General features: G+C 43.5%; 14 protein-coding genes. 6 read left to right on the top strand and 8 right to left on the bottom strand.

Annotated elements, in window-relative coordinates:
- Nucleotides 1–194: 194 nt before the first annotated feature.
- Nucleotides 195–2,096, bottom strand: a complete 1,902-nt coding sequence (locus C9J12_RS25020) for a DEAD/DEAH box helicase (protein WP_107245185.1) — start codon at nt 2,094–2,096, stop codon at nt 195–197.
- Between the two features lie 615 nt (nt 2,097–2,711).
- On the opposite strand from C9J12_RS25020, the gene C9J12_RS25015 reads away from it, so the two are divergent.
- From C9J12_RS25015 to C9J12_RS25005, 3 genes are all read left to right on the top strand, one after another.
- Complete coding sequence (locus C9J12_RS25015) at nt 2,712–4,718, top strand: exoribonuclease II (RefSeq protein WP_107245184.1); 2,007 nt, start codon at nt 2,712–2,714, stop codon at nt 4,716–4,718.
- Nucleotides 4,719–4,864: 146 nt separating this feature from the next.
- Entirely contained in the window at nt 4,865–5,407 is a 543-nt protein-coding gene (locus C9J12_RS25010; RefSeq protein ID WP_107245183.1) for a DUF1415 domain-containing protein, read from the top strand.
- A gap of 236 nt (nt 5,408–5,643) precedes the next feature.
- Nucleotides 5,644–6,885, top strand: a complete 1,242-nt coding sequence (locus tag C9J12_RS25005; RefSeq protein WP_107245182.1) for a GGDEF domain-containing protein — start codon at nt 5,644–5,646, stop codon at nt 6,883–6,885.
- A 690-nt stretch (nt 6,886–7,575) separates the two neighbouring features.
- Here C9J12_RS25005 and malG read toward each other — a convergent pair.
- The 3 genes from malG to malE (C9J12_RS24990) all read right to left on the bottom strand — a co-directional run bounded on the left by malG (nt 7,576) and on the right by malE (C9J12_RS24990) (nt 11,299).
- The gene (gene malG / locus C9J12_RS25000) at nt 7,576–8,466 is read right to left on the bottom strand and encodes a maltose ABC transporter permease MalG (RefSeq protein ID WP_011220507.1); all 891 of its coding nucleotides are present in this window, start codon (nt 8,464–8,466) and stop codon (nt 7,576–7,578) included.
- Nucleotides 8,467–8,477: 11 nt separating this feature from the next.
- Nucleotides 8,478–10,052: a maltose ABC transporter permease MalF gene (gene malF, locus C9J12_RS24995; RefSeq protein WP_107245181.1), complete on the bottom strand. Its 1,575-nt coding sequence runs from the start codon at nt 10,050–10,052 to the stop codon at nt 8,478–8,480.
- Nucleotides 10,053–10,117: 65 nt separating this feature from the next.
- Nucleotides 10,118–11,299: a maltose/maltodextrin ABC transporter substrate-binding protein MalE gene (gene malE, locus C9J12_RS24990; protein ID WP_107245180.1), complete on the bottom strand. Its 1,182-nt coding sequence runs from the start codon at nt 11,297–11,299 to the stop codon at nt 10,118–10,120.
- Nucleotides 11,300–11,923: 624 nt separating this feature from the next.
- Between malE (C9J12_RS24990) and malK the strand changes: the two genes are divergently transcribed.
- Entirely contained in the window at nt 11,924–13,033 is a 1,110-nt protein-coding gene (gene malK / locus C9J12_RS24985; protein WP_107245179.1) for a maltose/maltodextrin ABC transporter ATP-binding protein MalK, read from the top strand.
- Between the two features lie 410 nt (nt 13,034–13,443).
- Here malK and C9J12_RS24980 read toward each other — a convergent pair whose 3' ends face one another.
- On the bottom strand, nt 13,444–16,566 hold the full coding sequence (locus tag C9J12_RS24980; protein ID WP_107245178.1) for an efflux RND transporter permease subunit: 3,123 nt from the start codon (nt 16,564–16,566) through the stop codon (nt 13,444–13,446).
- A complete protein-coding gene (locus C9J12_RS24975) occupies nt 16,566–17,639 on the bottom strand; it encodes an efflux RND transporter periplasmic adaptor subunit (RefSeq protein WP_227876454.1) in 1,074 nt (357 codons plus the stop codon). The genes C9J12_RS24980 and C9J12_RS24975 overlap by 1 nt, the downstream gene beginning before the upstream one ends.
- A gap of 449 nt (nt 17,640–18,088) precedes the next feature.
- Between C9J12_RS24975 and C9J12_RS31645 the strand changes: the two genes are divergently transcribed.
- A complete protein-coding gene (locus tag C9J12_RS31645; protein ID WP_407675701.1) occupies nt 18,089–18,205 on the top strand; it encodes a hypothetical protein in 117 nt (38 codons plus the stop codon).
- Nucleotides 18,206–18,622: 417 nt separating this feature from the next.
- The gene (locus C9J12_RS24965) at nt 18,623–18,802 is read left to right on the top strand and encodes a hypothetical protein (RefSeq protein WP_107245176.1); all 180 of its coding nucleotides are present in this window, start codon (nt 18,623–18,625) and stop codon (nt 18,800–18,802) included.
- A gap of 118 nt (nt 18,803–18,920) precedes the next feature.
- Here C9J12_RS24965 and C9J12_RS24960 read toward each other — a convergent pair whose 3' ends face one another.
- Nucleotides 18,921–21,716 (bottom strand): amylo-alpha-1,6-glucosidase, encoded by a 2,796-nt coding sequence (locus C9J12_RS24960; RefSeq protein WP_107245175.1) that lies wholly within the window; start codon nt 21,714–21,716, stop codon nt 18,921–18,923.
- Nucleotides 21,717–21,854: 138 nt separating this feature from the next.
- Nucleotides 21,855–23,039 (bottom strand): maltose/maltodextrin ABC transporter substrate-binding protein MalE, encoded by a 1,185-nt coding sequence (gene malE / locus C9J12_RS24955; protein WP_107245174.1) that lies wholly within the window; start codon nt 23,037–23,039, stop codon nt 21,855–21,857.
- Nucleotides 23,040–23,099 lie beyond the last annotated feature (60 nt).

Below are 23,099 nucleotides of genomic sequence, written 5' to 3'. Positions count from 1 at the left end.
TATGATCACTGACTTATACCAATTCCATTAATTATCTGACCATTCAGAACACTACTGGGAGTCGAGTTCAAGGATCGCGGTTGATAGAAGAGTGGTTCCCTTTGGGCGAGTTTAAAATTCAGACACAAAAAAGCCGCTAATATATAGCGGCTTTTTTACTTATCAACGTATTTTAGTACGTGACTTATAGCAGATTAAGCGTTGTTACTACGCTCACCGCTTGGACGACGTGGACGGTCGCTGTTCGCGCTACCACGGTTTCCACCACGGTTGTCGCTACCACGATTGCGGTCGAAACGACGCTCGCCACCATTGCCACCATTGCTATCACGGTTACCACGGTATCCACCACGGCCGCCATCACGGCTACCACTGTTACGTGGACGGTGTTCGCGAAGAACTTCACCTTCAACAACAACAGCTTTTACATCGTTTTGACGAATGCGTAGCTTCTTAAGTTGTGCTGAAACTTCTGCAGACATCTTCTTCGGAAGCTGAACAAAAGTATGTGAAGGAGCTAGTTTAATAGCACCAATGAACTCTTTGCTTAGGCCAAGTTCGTTTGCAATTGCGCCAACGATATCTTTAACCTGAATGCCTTGCTCACGGCCAACTTGTAATTGGTAAGTATCCCAATCAGCGCTGTTGTTTGAACGACGTTCACCGCCGCGCTCACCGCCACGTTCGTTGCGAGTACCACGATCACCACGGTCATCGTTACCACGACGCTCACGACGTTGCTGTTCACGATCAATAGCTGCAATCATTGGATCCGGACCTTTATAGAATAAAGGACGGTTACCTTGTTGACGCTGAAGAAGCATCGCTGCAAGCGTTGGTGCATCAACATCGATTGTTTCTTGTAATTTACCCACTAGTTCAACAAAAGCTTCAAGCGTTGCTTGTTCTTTCTGTGATTCTAGTTCTTGACCTAAACGAGTCAAGCGAGCAGCGGCAACTGCATCACGGTTAGGAAGTTGAATTTCTTCCATACGAGATTTAGTTACACGCTCGATAGTGCGTAGCATACGAATTTGGTTTGTACGAACCAATAGGATCGCTTTACCAGAACGGCCAGCACGACCAGTACGACCGATACGGTGGATGTAAGATTCTACATCGAACGGAATGTCGTAGTTAAATACGTGGGTAATACGCTGAACATCAAGACCACGAGCAACAACGTCAGTTGCAACAAGAACGTCGATTACACCACGTTTAATATGGTCAACAGTACGCTCACGTAAAGACTGAGGAATATCACCGTGTAGAGCTGCTGCTTTACAACCACGTGCAGATAACCAATCAGCTAGACGCTCAGTATCTTGACGAGTACGAACGAATACGATTGACGCATCGATGTTCTCTTCAGTTTCAAGCATACGAATCATTGCTTCGTCTTTTTCTACGCCTTTAACGATCCAGAACTGCTGTGAAACTTGAGATACAGTACGGTTTTCGCCAGCTACGTCAATGCGCTCTGGGTTACGTAGGAAACGGTCAACAATTTGCTTTACGATTGGAGGCATAGTAGCCGAGAACAATACGCGTTGTGCTGATGATGGTGCTTGTTCCATGATCCAAGTAACATCATCAACAAAGCCCATTTTCAACATTTCGTCAGCTTCATCTAGTACAAACGTACTAACTTCATCAAGATGCAGACGATCACGTGAGATAAGGTCTTTAACACGACCTGGTGTACCAACAACAATGTGGGCACCATTTTTAAGTCCACGCATTTGATCAACGATAGAAGCGCCACCGTAGATCTCTAAAACTTTAAGTCCCTTGATGTTCTGACCAAGTACTTTGATTTCTGCAGCAACCTGAATCGCAAGCTCACGTGTAGGAGCCATCACGATAGCCTGAGGCTTATGCTGAGAAAGGTCTACTTTATTAAGAACAGGTAGTGAAAACGCAGCCGTTTTACCAGTACCAGTCTGTGCCTTACCAAGTGCATCCACACCAGTAAGAAGTAGAGGAATTGATGCTGCCTGAATAGGCGTTGGTGAAACGAAGCCCATTGAGTCAAGAGCAGATAAAAGTGTGTCAGCCAATTCTAATTGGCGAAATTCTGTAACAGATTCTAGCATTGGGATCCCAATAAATAATCTAACGTAAACGGGGCCCCTTCTGCTTTACAAGTTCTGCAATAGCAACCACAAGCATGGGCCTCGACGATATGAGGCGCATATTCTGCTTCAATACTCGATAAAAGGCCAGAAAAAATTGAAGGCTGTCACAAAATAACTTCCAAACACTTACTATTTAGGCAAAAAGTATGTGTCTTGGTCATTACAATTATGAGCATTACTTCTTATTGGCACTATCCCGCAGCATAAAAGCACTTCTTCACCTTATTTACTCTTCTAGAAATACATACTATAAATGTGGGAATGGCATTTTATTTCTCACTTTATTGTCAGAGAACAGGCTACGACCCGAAAAACACCGTATCCGTATTCTGTATATAGGAAGAGAACAATCACCATTTTGGTGATTGTATAAGGATAGCGTTATTGCACTGTATTGCTGAAATCATTTCATTTTGAGTGTCATTTATTAACTGCTCTTGACCCTATATTTAGATAGAAAGCCACCGTTTAGCGACAATGGCACAAATCTTCGCAAAATATACATTCCACAATCTTGGTTTTAGCGCCCCAAATACGTATAGTGTCTGGGTTAATATTCTGAGACCGAGCATAATGTTTCAAGATAATCCGCTGCTAGCCCAGCTTAAAAAACAAATTCAAGAAACCCTTCCTAAAAAAGAAGGTAACGTAAAAGCGACTGACCGTGGCTTTGGCTTTCTAGAAACTGATAATAAAGAAAGCTTTTTTATTCCGCCTAATTATATGAAAAACGTAATGCACGGTGACCGCGTAATTGCTGTGCTTCGTACAGAAAAAGAGCGTGAAGTTGCTGAACCTCAGGAGCTGGTAGAGCAGAACCTGACACGCTTTATTGGCCGCGTGAAGATGATCCACAACCGATTAAACGTTGTGCCTGATCACCCACAGCTAAAAGACGCAATAAAAGCACGCGCTATAAAAGGGTTGAATCCAGAAGAGCTGAAAGAAGGCGACTGGGTTGTAGCAAATCTAAATAGCCACCCGCTAACAAATGCAAACAAACCGTTTACTTGTGTGATTAATGAAAAAATCACAGACAGTAACGATAAAATTGCACCATGGTGGGTAACACTTGCCCGCTATGAACTGCCTAACGCAGAACCTGCACCGCAAGATAGCTGGAATATGCTAGACGAAGGTTTAGAGCGCCAAGATTTAACCGATATTCCGTTCATTACTATCGATGGTGAGTCAACCAAAGATATGGATGATGCGATTCATACGGTTAAGAAAGATGATGGTAACTTCGAAATCACGATTGCGATTGCCGATCCAACATCTTACATCTCTGTTGGCGATAAAATGGATGATGAAGCACGTAAGCGCGGATTCACCGTTTATCTACCTGGTCGTAATATCCCAATGCTTCCTCGTGAATTAAGCGATGAACTATGTTCATTGATTGAAAACGAGAAACGCCCTGTTATTTGTTGCCGTGTAACGGTTGATAGCGAAGGTGATATTCAAGACGACATCACGTTCTTTGCTGCATGGATTAAATCTCAGGCTCGTTTGGCGTATGACGATGTATCTGATCTTATTGAAAAAGGTCAGTCAGAAAAGTTAATGGCTAACGACGTTATTGCAGAACAAATCGATGCGCTTCACCAATTTGCTAATGTACGTAGCAAGTGGCGTTCAAATAACGCAGTAGTATTCCCTGATCGTCCAGACTACCGTTTCGAACTCAGTGACGACAACGATGTTGTCGCAATTCATACAGATCCTCGCCGTACTTCAAATCGCATGATCGAAGAAGCAATGATTACAGCGAACATTTGTGCGGGTCGAGTATTAAGAGATAAATTCGGTACGGGTGTTTTCAATATTCATAATGGTTTCCATCCTGAAAAGCTTGATACCGCGATGGAATTTTTGCAAAAAGTTGAAGCGCCATTTGAAAAAGAAGAACTGAAAACCCTAGAAGGTTTCAGTGCGCTTCGCCGTTGGTTAAATACACTTGATTCAACGTATTTAGATAACCGCCTACGTAAATTCCAAGCTTACAGTGAGGTTGGTAATCAACCAGCTCCGCATTACGCTATGGGATTAGATGCTTACGCGACATGGACATCTCCTATTCGTAAGTATGGCGATATGATTAACCACCGCCTTCTTAAAGCTGTTATTACAGGTAACGAGCCGTCTCAGAAACCTGACGATACTGTCGGTGAAGAGATTGCATTACACCGTCGTACACACCGTATGGCAGAGCGTGGCGTTGCTGATTGGCTTTACATTCGCTTGCTAAAAAATGCAGTGAAGGATGAAGCTGTCTTTACTGCTGAAATCTTCGATATTAATCGTGCTGGTATTCGAATTCGTTTACTTGAGATTGGTGCTTCGGCATTTATTCCGGGCTCATTAATTGTTGATAATAAGCAACGTATTGTTTGTAGCGGTGATTTAGGTACAGTTTCTATTGATACAGTACAAGAATATCAACTAGGTGATACTTTTGAAGTGAAGCTAGCGGAAATTCGAACAGCAACACGTCAACTTGTTGCTAAACCTGTACAGCAGTTTCCTGCACCTGAAGTTGATTCGGATACAGCAGAGAAAGAAGAAGAGAAAGCATAATCACTTTCTCTTTTTAAAATGAAAGGTCAGCCATAAGAAGCTGGCCTTTTTATTTTCAATACAGATGAATTGAACAAATAAAACAAAAATTATATCTCTCGATTGATACAATTCATTTCATAATTACAACAAATGCAGAGTCAGCTATGTCACAAGTAGAAAAAGATGTTCAGCAATGGTTAGAAGACGTCGTTATTGGCCTGAATTTATGTCCTTTTGCCGCAAAACCTAATCGTAATAAACAAATAAAAATACACGTTTGCGAAGACGCTTCAGAAGATGTTTTATTGGAAACTATCTATCAAGAATTGCAAACATTGGATCAAACACCAGTAGAAGAATTAGAAACAACCTTGGTGGTTGCACCCAACTTATTTAAAGAATTCGATGACTATAATCAGTTTCTTGATTTGGTTGAAGGGCTTGTCATTCAAATGAACAAAAGTGGCATCTATCAAATTGCCAGCTTCCACCCTGATTACTGTTTTTATGGTGCCGAGCCAGAAGATGCAGAAAACCTCACTAATCGTTCGCCTTACCCTATCTTTCACCTGATTAGAGAAGAAAGCATGGAAAAAGTGCTAAAACACTACCCTGATCCTGATGGTATTCCTGAGCGCAATGTTGAATGTGTAGAGAATCTAACAGACGCACAGAAAAGAAAGCTATTTCCTTACCTTATTAAGTAAATACCTACAGCGTTACCAGCTAGGGGCCTTAAGGCTCCTTCTGCATTATCATGCCAATAAAACCCTCAAATATTTGTAGAATAAAATGCTAATGCATTAAGACAACTGAGCTAACATCTCAATGTCGTCTATTGTATATGTATGTGCCTTGAAATTCATATATACCCAAGTCAACTAAAGATGCAAGATTCAGAGGTAACTTGGGTATAGACTCAATGACAAAGGAATTGCTTTAAGTGCAGCTACTATCATTTTCCATTTTCAGAAACCCTGGATTTCGCTTTGGAATACCATCATTACTCTCTTTCTTAATGGTTATCTCATTAAAAGAAGGTCGTGAAACGTTGCTTGTTTATCAAAATTTACTGTTAACACTGCCTTATATCCTTTTTGCTCTTATCATTATTCTTAGCCAGCCATTTAATCAAGGGCGTACGAGCCTTGTCGCATTATTGATGATAATTGCGTACTACATTGTACAAAATTACTTACAAGCCCCACTGACCAATAATACGACAAAACTCATTTATTATTTATTGGCGACTCTATTACCGCTCAATTTATTACTCGTGCATAAACTGCCAGATAAACGGTTATGGTCTTTATTTGGAGGCTACTTTTGTTTATTTATTGCAATACAAATCATTTGGTCAACTATCCTCATTCAATATATTGAAAAATCGGATCTTTCATCGCTGTGGAATTCAGGATTACTAACACAATTACACTTTTCTCCTCTTCCTCTTTTATTCATTTTCTGGGGAGTCGTGGTCGCTGGCACTAGCACGTTTATGATTTTATTTCGTAATTATGGCTCTGACCAAGCAGTATTTATAGGAGTACTATTCTCCAGCTTAACCTTCATTTTTTTTCAATATGGCTTAGTCTCTTGCTCAGCCTTTACGTTAGCTGCCCTACTGCACATGTTTAACCTCATTATTTGTAGCCACGAACAAGCCTTTATCGATCAACTCACCAATATTCCAGGACGACGAGCACTAGAAACAGAATTAAAGAATCTCGGGAAAACCTATACTTTAGCCATGCTAGATATAGATCATTTCAAAAAATTCAATGATTTATATGGTCATAAAACGGGTGACAACGTTTTAACGTTAGTGGCTCAGTTAATAGCGAAGGTAGGAGGAGGTGCACAAATATTCCGATATGGTGGCGAAGAATTTACCATTTTATTTAAAGGTAAGAAAAGCGAACAATGTGAAGAATGTTTAGACAAATTACGGATCGCTATTGCAGAATATAATTTAGTACTTCGAAATTATGCTGAACGTCCAGACAATGATAAACAAGGCAGTATGACGCGAAAAAATAACGTTATACATCGCTATATTCATGTAACAGTAAGTATTGGAATTGCAGATAGCGAACCAACCTCTAATCCAGACATAGTATTAAAAGCGGCTGATGACGCATTATATAGAGCCAAAGAGTCTGGTCGTAACCGTCTTTCCCATTAACCCCGCCTAAGCATCTCACCAAGGATACCTCATAGAAATATCAAATAGCCAGAATCACTCCCAAAAGGCATCATGATAGACAATAATTGTATATGTGAGGGTTAGTATTCGAGTAGTAAACTAAACGGGCTAGAGCGGTGTTAAGTGGATTTAACGGTGATTAAAACTAATACCAATTCCACTAATTATCTGACCATTCAGAATACCAGATACAAAAAACCCGGTGAAAGCACCGGGTTCTGGTTACTAATAAAACTTATCTAACAAAAGGTAAGTCCAGCTATGCAGCAACGCCAATATTAAGTTAAGCGTAGAATTCTTAACAGATCGGCGACCAAACCATTAGTTAAGCTCTACACTTAGGAGTGACTCACCCCTAAGTGAAAAGGAATGAGCCTTATTATTATTGTTATCCTTTAACCAAGAAGCTCTTTTAATGTAGGCTTCTTGTTATATCTGACTGAAGAAAACAAGTTTGACCATTAAGTCTTCACTCAAGAGATAATTCCCTACAAGTATGATACTAGCAGTCATAGCGTCGCTTTAAAACCCTAACGTTCATCCTTAAGAGAATATTTCATTTCCTTTAATAGCGTAATCACGTGTGTTTCTGAACCATTTTCAGCACCAAATAAAAGCAAAAAAAAAGCCTGCCATTTAGGCAAGCTTTCTATTTTTTGCTGGCTGTGATTAACCCTTCACACCACCCGCAGTTAAACCACCGACTAGGAATTTCTGAGCAAGCAAAAACACAATAGTAATAGGTATTGCTGATAGTACAGCAGCCGCTGCGAAATCACCCCATAGGTAATTCTGTGGGTATAGATATTGCTGCATACCGACTGCTAACGTGTAATTATTCACATCCGTTAATAGCAATGATGCCACAGGTACTTCTCCAACCAAGCCGATGAACGACAGGATGAAAACAACCGCTAGAATTGGCACTGATAATGGGAGCAGAACATAGCGGAATGCTTGCCACGGCGTTGCACCATCAAGTGCTGCAGCTTCTTCCAGCGAAACATCAATTGTTTCAAAGTAACCTTTAATAGTCCATACGTGAAGTGCGATCCCTCCTAAGTAGGCAAAGATCAAACCACCATGCGTATTCAGTCCCATGAATGGAATATACTGGCCTAAACGGTCAAACAATGCATATAGAGCAACCAATGCAAGTACTGCAGGGAACATTTGGAAAATCATCATCCCTTTAAGGATTGTGTTCTTGCCTTTAAAACGCATACGAGCAAATGCATAAGCACTTGTTGTCGATAATGCAACAATGATAACTGATGTAATACCTGCAACTTTTACTGTATTCCATAACCATAGTAAAACAGGGAATGGTGGTGGCGTTATACTGCCATCATTATTAGTCACAGCGAATCCGAGAGCTAAGCGCCAGTGATCCAATGTTGGGTTAGTTGGGATTATCTCACCACCTGCAAAGTTACCTTCACGGAATGAAATTGCAATTATCATCAACAACGGAAAGATAATCATTGATAAGAAAATACACAAGCCTATATGTGTAGCCCAAACTCTATATTTCAATGATCTTGATGGAACCATAGCCATAACGTCTCTCCTTAGTCTTGTGAAAGCTTAGTGAATCGAAGATTAAGTAGTGCCATACCACCCACCAGTAAGAAAATAATTGTTGCGATTGCACCTGCAAGACCAAAGTCTTGACCACCGCCACCTTCAAAGGCAATACGGTAGGTATAGCTTACTAGCAAGTCAGTGTAACCAGCAGGCTCTGAAGTACCCACCATATTAGGGCCACCAGCCGTCAATAGCTGAATCATAACAAAGTTATTGAAGTTAAATGCAAAGCTAGCAATAAGCAGTGGTGTCAAAGGCTTAATCATCATCGGAAGTGTGATTGTGAAAAAGTTCTGAATAGGACCCGCACCATCAATAGCAGACGCTTCATATAGGTCATCAGGAATCGACTTCAACAGACCCATACATAAAATCATCATATATGGGAAGCCAAGCCAAGTGTTCACTAACACAACCATCAATCGAGCCATAATTGGATCAGAGAACCAAGATGGTTTAATCCCAAATATGGCTTCAAGGAACAAGTTGATTTCACCAAAGCTCTGGTTAAACAAGCCTTTAAATATCAATATTGAAATAAACGCTGGCACCGCGTAAGGGAGAATAAGAAGTACGCGATAAATACTGCTACCTTGTAATGGCTCCCACTGAACGAGACACGCTAGTACCATACCTAAAGCCAGTGTTAACGCGACCGCTAAAAAAGCAAAAACCACAGTCCAGATAAAGATATCAATAAAAGGTTCTTTAATACCATCATCCGTCATCACTCGCTCGAAATTGGCACCACCCACCGTTACAACAAATCCAGGAGAGATAGGCTTATCTACAAATTTACCGTCTGCGTCAATAGGCTGATAAAAACCAATTTCCATATTTGGCTGATACATTTGCTGAGTTTTATTATTCAGCATGCTCAGACCATCTTCCTGAAGCGTAAAGAGATCTGTATCGGCAGCAAACTTACGTAAGCCACTCATACGAATCTCATGACCATCAGGCATCACTAGCTCAACTTTTGTTAAGTTAGCGCGGTTTTTAACGATTGATTTGATCTTCTCTTTTTCACCCTGAACACTATCAACTTGACGAAGAGTCATCGCTTCAGAAGTTGTATTGGCGAGTTCGAAGACATCAGAAACCAATAGCTCACCATCAGCTTTAATAACCAGCTGATGACCATTCTCTACTTTATAGAGATCAAAGCCATAACTTTCACCAGACTGGAAACTACGCTGTTCCAAGACTGATTGTGTTCTTTCCAATGTTAACTGGTTTGATGCGCTGTAGTTGGTAAACGCCAGTCCTATGGTGTAAATCAATGGGAAAATAATAAAAACAAGCATCCCTGCAACACCAGGGAAGATATAACGATGAGCGTATGTTTTGTTGCTTCCAAAAATATAAAGAGCAAGTGCGGTTAGAACAACGGTAAGAAGAGCAAAAGGTATTTCACCTTGAGCATACATCAATACGGTAGCATAACCATTAACAACACCGATCATGCCTAATAGCGACCATTTAAGCCACTTACGATAATTTAATTTAGGGCGTTCTTGTTTTGAATCCAAAAGCCCTGCACCTTGAACCGACTGCATCTCAGCTCCTTGCTAGCAAAAAATGACAATAAAATGGGGAAGGTTACCCCTCCCCGCAAAAAGAATTACTTAAGCATGTGACCAGCGGCTTCATCTAGCGCACCATTAATGTCCTGACGACCATCAACAATGTTCTTAATTGCATTACCCTGGGCATACCAGAATGCAGCCATCTGCGGAACGTTAGGCATGATTTCGCCGTTCATTGCGTTATCCATAGTGGCAGCAATACGGGGATCTTTGTTTAGCTTCTTCTGGAATGATTTCAGCGCAACAGCACCTAGTGGCTTATCATCGTTAACCTTACCTAGACCTTCATCAGTCAGTAGGTAGTTTTCGATAAACTCAACAGCTAAATCTTGGTTTGGTGACGCAGAGCTAATACCCGCAGTCAGGATACCGACGAATGGCTTAGATGGGCTACCATTTAGTTTAGGAAGCAGAGCAACACCGTAGTTAATGCCTGACTTATCAGCGTTACCCCATGCCCATGGGCCGTTAATAGTCATTGCTACGTTACCTTTGTTAAACTCAGCATCTGAGATGCTGTAGTCCATATCGGCAGAGATCACTTTTTTGTCAATAAGGTTCTTGATGAACGTCATGCCACGCTTCGCGCCAGCATTGTTAACACCCACATCTTTCACATCGTAGCCGTCAGCAGTAAACTTGAACGCGTAGCCACCGTCAGCAGACAGTAGTGGCCATGTGAAGTACGGTTCTTTTAGGTTCCACATGATGGCTTTCTTACCATCTTTCTGAAGCTTCTTGTCTAGTGCTTCAACGTCTTCCCAGTTCTTAGGTGGGTTTGGAACAAGATCCTTGTTATAAATTAAAGAAAGTGCTTCAACTGCAACTGGGTAGCCGATGTATTTACCTTCGTACTGCACAGCATCCCAAGTAAAATCGATGATTTTATCTTTTAGTTCTTTAGATGGCTTAACTTCAGCTAACAAACCAGATTTGGCGTAGCCACCAAAGCGATCGTGCGCCCAAAATACGATATCTGGACCATCACCAGCAGCCGCTACCTGAGGAAATTTCTCAGATAGACCATCAGGAAAAGCAACTGTCACTTTTATGCCTGTGTCTTCTTCAAACTGTTTACCTACTTCTGCCAAGCCGTTGTAACCTTTGTCACCATTAATCCAAATGGTCAATTGGCCTTCTTCAATCGCTGCATGTGCAGAGACAGAACCTAAAGCAGCAAGGGTACAAAATGCGACAGTACTGAGGACTTTCTTCATTGCTAACATCCTTCATGATTGTTATATGTTGTACTCCAGAAAATCCTCTGCAGCACAATTTGCAGTCTGTATCATCCACCAGTAATGAACCCTCGGCATCATCCTGAGCCCTACGCCCCCATCCCTAAGATTTAAAAGCGTGATCTCCGTCATTTCAATTCGTGACGCAGATCTAAAAACGTGGCCTGATTGTGATACAACGCACATAGTACTTGGATTAAAAGGGCACATCAGTAACCGGTATATCAAAGTGTGATCCAAACACTCCTCCCCCCTTTATCCCCCTTTTAAATTCTTTTCAAGGATGATGTTTCATAATGATAGTTGCGTAAGATGAGCAACATACCCCATGGGGTAGATGAAGAAGCTTTAACTGTTCTGCTTTATGCAGATTTTAATTTTTAATAACACTTTATTGAAAACGACAGCATCCTATTACTTCTTGGGGAAGTAAGTAGTAGGAATTTGGTCAGGGTAGCCATTCTTCCACTGCCTGGATGATACTTACGCTACCCATTTTTTTCTTCACTACACCTAAAAATTCTTTACCCGCAAGACTAAGCATGAATACTATGCCTTATTGATAACGTTTTGCAGGTAACACAACTTAGAGGAAAAGGCTCGATGACGAGTGTCACTTTACGAAATGTATGTAAAGCATATGGAGATAACCTGATTTCCAAAAATGTCGATCTCGAGATCGCTGAAGGGGAATTTGTAGTATTTGTTGGTCCATCAGGCTGTGGTAAATCAACTCTTCTTCGTTGCATCGCTGGTTTGGAAGATATCACGTCGGGCGATTTATACTTCGGCAAAGAACGCATGAATGACGTTCCGCCTTCTGATCGTGGGGTTGGTATGGTATTCCAATCATATGCTCTTTATCCGCACTTAAATCTCTTCGACAACATGTCTTTCGGTATGAAATTAGCCAAAGCAGATAAGAGCGAGATCAAAAAACGCGTTAATAACGCAGCTGATATTCTTCAGCTTGGTCACTTACTGGAACGTCAGCCTAAATCGCTTTCTGGTGGTCAACGTCAACGTGTTGCGATTGGTCGTACCATTGTGTCTCAGCCCAATGTATTCCTACTTGATGAACCACTATCGAATCTAGATGCCGCGCTTCGTGTTCAAATGCGCATCGAAATTGCTAAGCTGCACAAACAGCTCGGCTGTACCATGATCTACGTAACGCATGATCAAATAGAAGCAATGACCATGGCTGAAAAAATTGTGGTTCTTGATGGTGGTTATGTTTCTCAGGTAGGTAAACCATTAGAGTTATACCATTATCCACAGAATCGCTTTGTTGCTGGCTTCATCGGCTCACCAAAGATGAACTTCATGAGTGTGTTTATCGAACAAGTTGAAGATGAGCGCGTTATGGTACAAACGGCTGATGGAAAAGCATTCTGGATCCCTGTTGATGGCACAACAGTCACGAAAGGCGACCGTATGTCACTGGGTATTCGCCCTGAACACCTTGTATCAGCTGAAGAAGGTGATACAAGCATCGAAGGTACAGTACAAGTTGTCGAGAAGCTAGGCTACGAAACTCAAGCCTATATCCACCTAGATCACGTGGATGCAGATTTCATCTATCGTCGTCCGGATACACTACAAATAGAAGCTGGTGATAGCTTTAAAGTGGGCATACCTGCACACCGTTGTCATCTATTCCATAGCGATGGTCGTGCCTGCCGTCGTCTATACCAAGAAACTGGCATATAAGCCCTTCTGTTTCTCTCTATAACAAAAAGCGCTGCTCATTCATACGACAGCGCTTTTTTTGTGTCTGAATTAGGTTCTTTCTTAACCACATAAAGTAGATGTCTTTTTTACGATCAAACTTCCGTGTAATACTTTTTGCTTCTGAAGGATGCTTCATCGGAGTAATAGCCGTTTGCCAGAACGGCTTCATCCCAACTGGTGCCTTGAATCAACCTTTGGCCAATTGAAAACAGCATTGATATCATCTTCATGATAGCTGCTGCATTTCATCCTTGATAATGTCTCTGTTTGCTTATGGTTACAAACAGGCTGCAGATTCTAGCGCAATCACGGAGAATGAAAACCCCTCTATACCCAAGTAACCTCAAGAGGACATTTGCCGTAAACGGGCTAAGAGGTACACGCCGGATTCAACTCACTTTCTTCATCAGCACGGTATTATCTTCTGCCAACTGTTTTTCCAGTTTGCGAGAGACAAATTCCGGGCTGTTGGTATGGCGTGCCAGCAGGCGGTAAACCACGGGGATCACCAGCAAGGTGAAAAATGTGGCGACCAGTATCCCGGTTAATACCACAATACCAATAACTATGCGGGTTTCGGCCCCGGCTCCGGTTGCTAATATCAGCGGGACGGCACCTACCGCCGTGGTAATTGCTGTCATGAGTATCGGCCTTAAGCGTGCCGCTGAAGCATCAATGATAGCCTGCTCAAAGACAACACCCTGATCGCGAAGTTGATTGGCAAACTCAACAATTAATATACCGTTTTTTGCTGCCAACCCCACAAGCATGATGATACCGATCTGCGAATATATATTTAAGCTTTGGTCTGTAAAATACAGGCCCAGCAAGGCACCAAACGTTGCCAGTGGTACGGTAAGCATAATAACCAGAGGGTGAATGTAACTCTCAAACTGGGCAGCCAGTACCAGGAACACAACCACAAGGGCCAGGGTAAAGACAAAGAGGACGGAATGGCTTGAATCCTGATGGTCCTGTGACGCACCTTTGTAATTAACCACCGCATCTGCCGGCAGATGTTTTCTCACCAGCTCATTTAAGTAATCCAGCCCCTGGCCCAGGGTATAATTATCAGCAAGGTTAGCCTCAATGGTAATGGCCCGAACCCGGTTATAACGGTTTAGCTGAGGCGCATCCGCAAATTCTTCTACCGTCACCAGGCTTGAAAGTGGAATAAGTGCATTGGTCCTGTCAGAGCGGACATAGAGATTGCTGAGATCTGCTGCGGTATTTTGCCTCTCCCGCTGACCCTCAATAACGACATCATACTCCTCGCCACGCTGCTCAAACGTCGTCACTAATCGCGAGCCCAGCATTGATTCTAGCGTTTGACCTATATCCCGAATGGAGACACCTAAATCGCCGGCCCGGTTTCTATCGATAACAACACGTAGCTGGGGTTTGGTTTCCTTATAGTCGTGATCGACTCCTTCTAATCCGGGATTATTATCGGTTTCATCGATAATAATATCCCGCCACTGGGCAAGCTCTTCATAACTCCCGCCACCAATCACAAATTGTACCGGTTTACCCACCCCGCGCCCGAAAGGCTGACGCATAACTGGGAAGGCCCTGACACCAGCCAGATCGGACAATTTTCGTTGGATATCGCCAATGATTGCAAACGCATTCCTTCGTTTTGCCCAGTCTTCCAGCACGACAATAGCGAAACCACCCGAGAAATCTTCAATCCGCCCCCAGCCTCGCGGGGCGCGGATCAATAAACGCTTTACCTCACCGGCTTCCACCAGTGGCAGCAGCCTGTACTCAACTTCATTAATATAAGGCTGCATAAACTCATAGCTCGCCCCTTGAGGTCCATTGATAATAATAAACATCGCCCCCCGATCTTCTCTCGGGGCAAATTCCGAAGGTATTCTGCTTGCAAGCCAGCCGCTGCCAATAAGCGCCACAACCACAATAGCAGCGACCAGATAGGGTCTTTTCAGCCAGTTATCCAACGAGGAACGATAAAATCGGGTGACGAAGGCTAAAATACCGCCAATTTTTTGTACCAGCCAGGGCTCGTACTCAACCGGCCTCATCACCTTTGATCCCATCATGGGGCTCAGGGTGAGTGCCACCAAAGAGGATAAAATAACCGCAGTACTGATAGTGATGGAGAATTCCCGGAACAATTTGCCTAAATCCCCCTCAAGAAAACCTATCGGCAAGAACACTGAAACCAGCACTACCGTGGTTGCCACAATGGCAAAACCGACCTGACGCGCCCCGAGAAATGCGGCTTTCAACGGTGGCTCACCCAGCTCTATGCGCCGCTGAATGTTCTCCAGCATAACAATCGCATCATCAACCACGATACCAATCGCCAGGATCAGAGCCAGCAAGGTCAATAAGTTGATGGTATAACCCAAGGTGTAGAGCACAATAAAGGTTCCGATCAGCGAGACAGGAACGGTCAGTGCCGGAATAAGCATGGCGCGGACGCTGCCAAGGAATAGGTAGATAACAATAACAACCAGCACCAGCGCAATGAAAAGTGTTTTAAACACTTCATTAATTGAAGCCTGAATAAAGACCGAGGAATCGTAGGAACGTTTGATCTCCATCCCCTCAGGCAAGGTGGGATTTAATTTATCAACCAGCGCGTTGACGGCCCGGGCTACTGCCAACGTATTTGCGGTCGACTGACGATTGATCCCCAAACCAATCATATCCTGGGTATTACCACGAAACGAAATCCGCTCCTCTTCTGCTGCCAGCGCCACCCTGGCCACATCGCCCAAACGGATAAGGTAGCCATCCGACCCGGAACTAACCACAAGCTGGGAAAAATCGTCGGGCTCAATAAAGCTACGTTGAGTACGGATTGAAAACTGGCGGCTTTCTGATTCAAGGGATCCCGCAGGCAGCTCTACATTATCGGCACGCAACGCATCTTCAATGTCGGTGACGGTTAACCCCCTTGCGGCGAGTTTCTGTCTGTCTATCCAGATCCTTAATGCATACGTTTTCCCCCCGCCGATACGGATATTAGCGACACCATCAATAACCGAAAAACGGTCAACCAGATAACGGCTGGCATAATCGGTTAGCTCCAGCGTATCCAAGCGATCCGACACTAGATTCAACCACATAATCACTTCTGAACTGCCTGCCGCCTTTTGTACTTCCGGCGGCTCGGCTTCATCGGGTAAATTATTTAAGATCCCGGAGATCCGATCACGGACATCGTTGGCTGCGGCATCAATATCCCGGCCGATACCAAATTCCAGAGTAACGGATGAACGGCCATCGCGGCTTTGTGAGCTGATATTGCGGATCCCTTCCAGGCCGGAAATCCGGTCTTCAACCAGCTGGGTAATACGGCTTTCAACAATCGCCGCTGACGCGCCACGGTAATTAGTAGACACGGTCACAATGGGCGGGTCAATATTCGGGTATTCACGCAGCGGCAGTTTGTCATAGGCGATCAAGCCGAAAGCTATCAACAACAGGCTGATCACAGAACCAAAAACAGGACGCTTAACAGAGAGATCCGTCAGCAGCATCAGCTCGCCTCCTGATGGCTAAAACGCTCACTCGGTCGAGTTTCGACCTTTTGCCCCGGACGTACTTTCTGTGTTCCCCGGGTAATGATCTGCTCTCCCTCAACGACACCGTTGAGGATTTCAACTTCTCCCCGGTTACGGAATCCGACTTCAACTTTGCGCTGCTCCACCACATTATTGTTGTTAACCACAAAAAGGAAGCTGTCTCGTTGCCGCGGTACTATCGCTTCTTCAGGCACAACCAATCCGTTACGCTGCTCGACAATAAGCCTTAATGTCATCAGCATGCCGGGTCGCAGTTTCAGCTGAGGATTTTCAATTTCAGCGCGAACGACAATCGCCCGGGTTTGCGGATTCACCCTGCTATCAATACCTGTCACAACCCCAACAAATGGCTGCAGGGGGAAGGCAGCGGCTTCTCCTTCGATATTGGATCCCAGCTTCAACTCACCGACAAACTGCTCCGGAATAGTGAAATCGAGTTTTACTTGCTCCAGCGCATCTAATGTCGTAACAACAATCCCGGGGGTGAGCAAGGCACCCGGACTGATCTGGCGAAAACCAAGCAAACCGGAAAACGGCGCATGAATAAATCTTGCATCCAGCTCCGCCTGATTCTGGGCCAAAATGGCCCGGGCAACTTCAATGCTGGTTAACAGTTTATCCAGCTCTGAACTTGCAATCGTATTGCGTTTTACCAGCCCTTCAATACGTTTATATTCCCGTTGCTGCTCTTTGAGGTTAGCTTTTGCTGCGCGAACTTTGGCTTTTTGTTCTCCAGAGCGTAAGGTCACCAGCAAATCACCGGCTTTAACTTGTTGCCCGTCTGAAAAATGGACCTGCTCAACTTTTTCTGTCACCTTGGCTGATAATACGACTGATTCACGGGCCTTAACGGTTCCCAGTGCCTCCACTTCCCTGCGCACATTTTGCAACACCACCGTGCTGACAATGACGCTGGGCGTACCCCCTCGCCGTACCTGAGCACCTTCATCGCGGCTCTGCTCTTTGTACCAGACTCCGGCGGCCAGACCCGCCAACAAAACGATGCCTGTGATCACGCTCGCTTTCATTATCCCTACCTTAGTAGTGGTTATAGTATTGCCAGTGGTGCTGCATCAATCTATTTATCTAACAATAAAAGATAGCCAGCTTGTTTCTAAGTATAGTTCTGCCGAATATCAAAGATATGTGATTGAAAGCTGATGGCCTTAGGTAGATAAAGCATGGCGTTGTTGAAGCGCTCAGATAATGCTCAATTATTCCATTAACACTGAGTTCAGTTATCATGGCCAACCTATTTATACAGGTTGGCTGTTTAACAAATGCCTTACAAATACAATAACGCCATCATTTCAAGAAGCATACCTACGCCTTAAATAACTATTGTGAGTACAACCAGGCTCTCAAGCAACGCGGCCGGTTCGACATTTGGATATCTGAATAGATCATCATTAATTGGTAACACGACGACCGTGTTAATGATGATAACGGCTCTTCCGTTAAGTATCCTGACAGCACCATCGAAGCCTGCCTCTACATCAGATTGGTGTATAAGCTTCATCTACTTCAAGCTCAGGGATTGATTGAAAACTTACTGATGAAGCTCGGGATGCCCAATAGCTACCGGGTTGCCTAACCGTATCAAAAGACCACAAAGTTTTAGTGTTGCAACAATGCCGATTTTAGCTGATTCGCAATTACGTAAAGAACTAAGTGGTGAGGCAGAAAAGCTCCAAGAGCTTCTAATAAATTCTGTCCTCGGTACGACAGAACCGCAGCCTAGTTGTGTCTGCAATCAGTTCTTTTGTACTTCTGCATAACTTTTCTATACAACCGTTTATCTTCCAGCTCTGATTATTACAGCAGTAAAAAGCACTATCCGGTTATCTATATGCATGATGGGCAAGACGCTTCCCGGCCATGATTGAACAACTTTATTGCCGTTAAACGGCCACACACCTAAACTTATACTGGTAAGGGATTAGTGACACCACCAATGGTGTAACTAAACAGATAGAGATAATCAGCAGTCTCTTTGATAGAGGATCATGACATGAGCCGCCACGACAGAATCGAAGATATCGAACAGCTAATCTATATGGCTTATCAAGAAGGTAACTATCAGGAAGCAAATGCGCTTGAAACCCAAATGAAGCAGCTTAGAGGCAAAGACAACCTTTATGATGAAAATGAACCCTACTCGATAGAAGGAAAAATCTTTATCGATGAGTAACACTTTATCCATGAGTAACAACAGAGTGATATGGTCATAAATACAGAAACGCTGCCCATTGGGCAGCGTTTCTATATTTATAAAATTCTATCTTTATAAAAGCATCGCGTTAATTCACTTAATCTGTTGCCTTAGCAAAACCGCTCGATTCTACCTGTTGCTGTAAAACATGTTGGTTTTTTAGCACTCTGAAATCAAGATCCAAATCCGGTTGTGCAAATTGCAACTCACCAATTTGAGCCTGATAACCCGGTTGAACACAAATAAGACCCACACGTTTACCGTTCACTTCAGCAACTGCTTTCACTGGATCAAAGCTGACCGTCACAACCTGCTCCCCAAGTTCAAGATCGAGTTGATATTTGGCTTTATCATCCGCAAACAATACTAACTCAAGCTGCTCCCCAGATACATGTCGGTAACTCAGCTGATAGTTTTCTGCGCCGTTTGCAGAGCGTTCAAAACTGACATTCAAGGCATTATTGTTACCAAAACGCAATACCGCCTGTGCAGACTGCCACGATGAAGGTAGACAAGGAGCCAGTGTTACCTTATCGGCCAAGAGGTTCGGCGAAAAGCCCATATAATCCTGATAGCCATTACGAGTAAATTCTGACACAGACCATGCTTGTGCATAGGTTCCCGTCGTCGTCAATCCTCCTTCGGTGCTCAGGAAAGCATCTAGGTTTTCGCTCATTGCCCCACGATGACCAATAGATAGAATCTGCTGAGATAGTTTTTTTGTTAGCTCATAAGCAAAATCAGCATAGCCATACTTCACCAAGCTTGAGACAGTAAAGCCTGCGTTCCAGCCCCAAATCGTTCCGTTATGGTAAGCCGCATCTTTATGGTATTCATCTCGATTGGCATGGAACGGGTGGAAATCAGGATCATACTGCGATAGCGACGTGATTCCCCAAGGGTACAATAATTCACTTACTGCATTTTTCACCACCTTCGCACCAATCAACTTATCAACCAAGCCACCATCAAAAGGTACCGTTAAGGTCATTAGCTGGTTCGGGCGTACCTGCAAATCACGGCTGTCATCTTCCTTCAGGCGATCGGCCAGCATTTCAGTCTGTTCATCCCAGAACATCTTTTGGAAACTGAATTGCACCTTATCTGCCATTGCACGATAGCGCAAAGCAGATGCCTGATCCTGATTCAACCGAGCCAGTTCAATCGCCACCTTCAGGCTGGTATACCACAACGCCTGAATATCATTAGCGCGGTTACCCCTTGCCGACCAAGGTACTTTGCCTTCTAACTTAGCGTCCATCCAAGTATCAGGATCACGGTGAGTCATCAAGCCGTGTTGATCCAGATAATTCTTCTCGATCCCATCAATGTATGTCTGCACGATCGGGTAGATCGTTTTCGCATAATCAAGATCACCGCTATAGCGCAAGTAATCCCATACTTCCCGCACCATCCACGGCGTGCCATCCGTCGTGTTATAGATAATGTTGGTCAAGCTGGTAACACGGTTCGGGATCCGACCATAATTTAAGCTTTGATCATCGGTTAACTGCATAGAGGCGAAGTTATCAATGATGGTCTTAGCATCATCGAAGTCACCATTAACCAATGTAATACCCGGCAAGGCGATGAAAGAGTCACGTCCCCAGCAATCTTTGAACCAAGGTAAGCCCGCCCAAATCCCTTTACCAAATTCATTAGAGACAAAAACTTTACCCGATGCCTTTGCCCACATTAATGCGCGGTTGTATTCAAGATCTGAGGTCCATAGGTAAGACTGTGTCAACATGTCATAGGTTTGTTGCTGATGCAGTGTGTAGCCATCTTGATCCAGCAGCGCATTAGCTTGCTCAATAGCCAGCTCTTCTGTCTCAGCAAAGGCCAGATAAACGGTGAAGCTGGTTTCTTTTTGGCTGGTTTCAATCACAGGTTTAACATGACTGCCACTTAGGTGCATCACCTCTTTCAGAGCAGGCATCTCGGTGAACGTTGCCTCCCTAAATCGGAAAGACTTATTCGCACAAATAGCTATAAAGGATGGTGTATTTTCCTGACGCAAAGATGAATCAAGTGCATACACCATTCCGTTATCGAAAACTTTTACCGACGAAGTATTAATCGCAAGATTAAGCTGTGGAGCAATAGCCAAGGTCGCTGCATTTTCCGAAGAAACCGTTAATGCTGATGCGCGTTGCTGCGAAAATAGCATCATCGTATCTAACGCTTGGTTTTGATAATAATGTGTCACACCGTAAGGTAGAATTTCTGCGCTCTGGGCATCATTTTTATCATTAATAACACCATCAACAAACGATGCAAACGTCCCTAGATACCAACCCTGCTTATGACGATATTTACCTGCGGCAACAAAACCATGAGTTGCACCTTCATAATAACCATCGACATTGTCGCCAAACACAAACGGTGCACTTTCACTCACCTGAATAGCCAACTGCTCAAATAGATCTTGTGGCTTTAGAACTGGCTTTGCTTTGGCGAGTAACGTGTCAGTTTTTGATTGGATAACAAACTCAGCTTGAATAAGTTCACGATCAGGTTCGGCATCGTTATTCTCACCACCGAATGAAATCAATAATGATGGCTGCGTATCTATCACTGTCAAAGTAACCGTATACAATCCAGTACTAGGTGCTAGAAACGTCAGATCATTGCCAATCCCCTTCGCAGTCATTAAAGGCTGAACCTGATCGACAGCACACGCTACTGCTTTGTATTTATCAGCAGAAAAAGTCAGCAACTCACTGCCCTGCTGATCGGAAATTTTGAAACTATGCTGATCCGCCGAAAGGCAAATTACAGCCTGATAGCAGCCTTCATCAAGGTAAGACATCGGAGTGTCATCACCCCAACCATTAAATGTGCCTTTAACGTACAGCTGCTCGTTATATGGTGCTTGTGCTAACCTGTTCACTTGTTTTCCTTATCAGTAATAGATACAGCTATCTGCTTTATATTCATTGTCGAAATAGGTCATTCAGAAAGCAAAATGCGCAGACTAGGCCTGCGCATTGAATTGATGATTACAGCCTGCTACAGACTAAGAATCGACTTATTTTTTTATTTGAGAAGCCGCTGTATCAAGTGCTTCTTTCACGGTTTGACGACCTAGCAGTGCATTTTCAATCGCAGCGCCTTCAGCAAACCAATATGCCGTCATTTCAGGAATGTTAGGCATGATTTCACCGTTTTCAGCATTGATCATCGTAGCGGCAATTCGGCTGTCTTTAGACAAAATGTGTTGGTATGACTTCAACGTAACTGCACCTAATGGTTTATCATCATTAACAGTCTTAAGGCCTTCATTAGTCAGTAGATAATTCTCAAGGAATTCAACCGACAAATCTTGGTTCGGGCTCGCAGCATTAATACCCGCACTTAATACACCAACGAATGGGTTTGATTTACCACCATTCAATGTTGGCAGAACAGCAACACCATAGTTAATTTTAGATTTTTCAAGGTTACCCCACGACCATGGACCGTTGATGGTCATCGCCACGTTGCCCTTGTTAAATTCTGATTCTGCAACGGCGTAATCCATGTCAGGAGAGATAACACCTTTTTTCGCTAAATCAACCAGGAAGCTTAAACCAGCAATACCTGCTTCGCTGTTAACACCCACTTGTTTGCCATCAAAACCATTTTCAGTTTTCTTGAAAGCGTAACCGCCATTTGCCGAAATCATTGGCCATGTGAAATAAGCATTCTTCACATCCCACATGATGGCTTTCTTGCCTTTCGCCTTCATTTCTTTTTCGATGGCAACCAACTCTTCCCAAGTTGCAGGAGCTTCAGCCAATAGGTCTTTATTATAGATAAGCGATGGCGATTCAACAGCAACAGGGTAACCCACTAACTTACCGTCATAAGTCACAGCATCCCAGCTGAAATCAACTAACTTGTCCTTGAATTCTGCAGACGGTTTAACTTCTGCAAGTAGACCTGATTTTGCGTAACCACCAAAACGGTCATGCGCCCAGAAAATAATATCCGGACCGCCCCCCGTCGCAGCAACCTGCTGGAATTTTGATTCTAGCGAATCAGGGTACTGAACGTTTACCTTAATACCGGTATCTTCTTCAAACTGACGACCAACTTCAGCTAGACCGTCATAACCTTTATCACCATTAATCCAAATAAGAATTTCGCCTTCCTGCATAGCCGAAGCAGCCATAGGAAAAGCCAGTGCCATTGTTATAGAACAAAGAGTCAGAGTTTTAAGAACACGTTTCATAATTGATTTCCGTTGTTATTCTTATTAATGGATGCATTCTGCCCCCCCTCAGTATAATGA

This window comes from Photobacterium frigidiphilum, assembly GCF_003025615.1.
In the GTDB taxonomy this organism is placed as follows: domain Bacteria; phylum Pseudomonadota; class Gammaproteobacteria; order Enterobacterales; family Vibrionaceae; genus Photobacterium; species Photobacterium frigidiphilum.
Note: the sequence above shows the minus strand (reverse complement) of the source record. Positions and strands in the feature narration are given on the sequence as shown.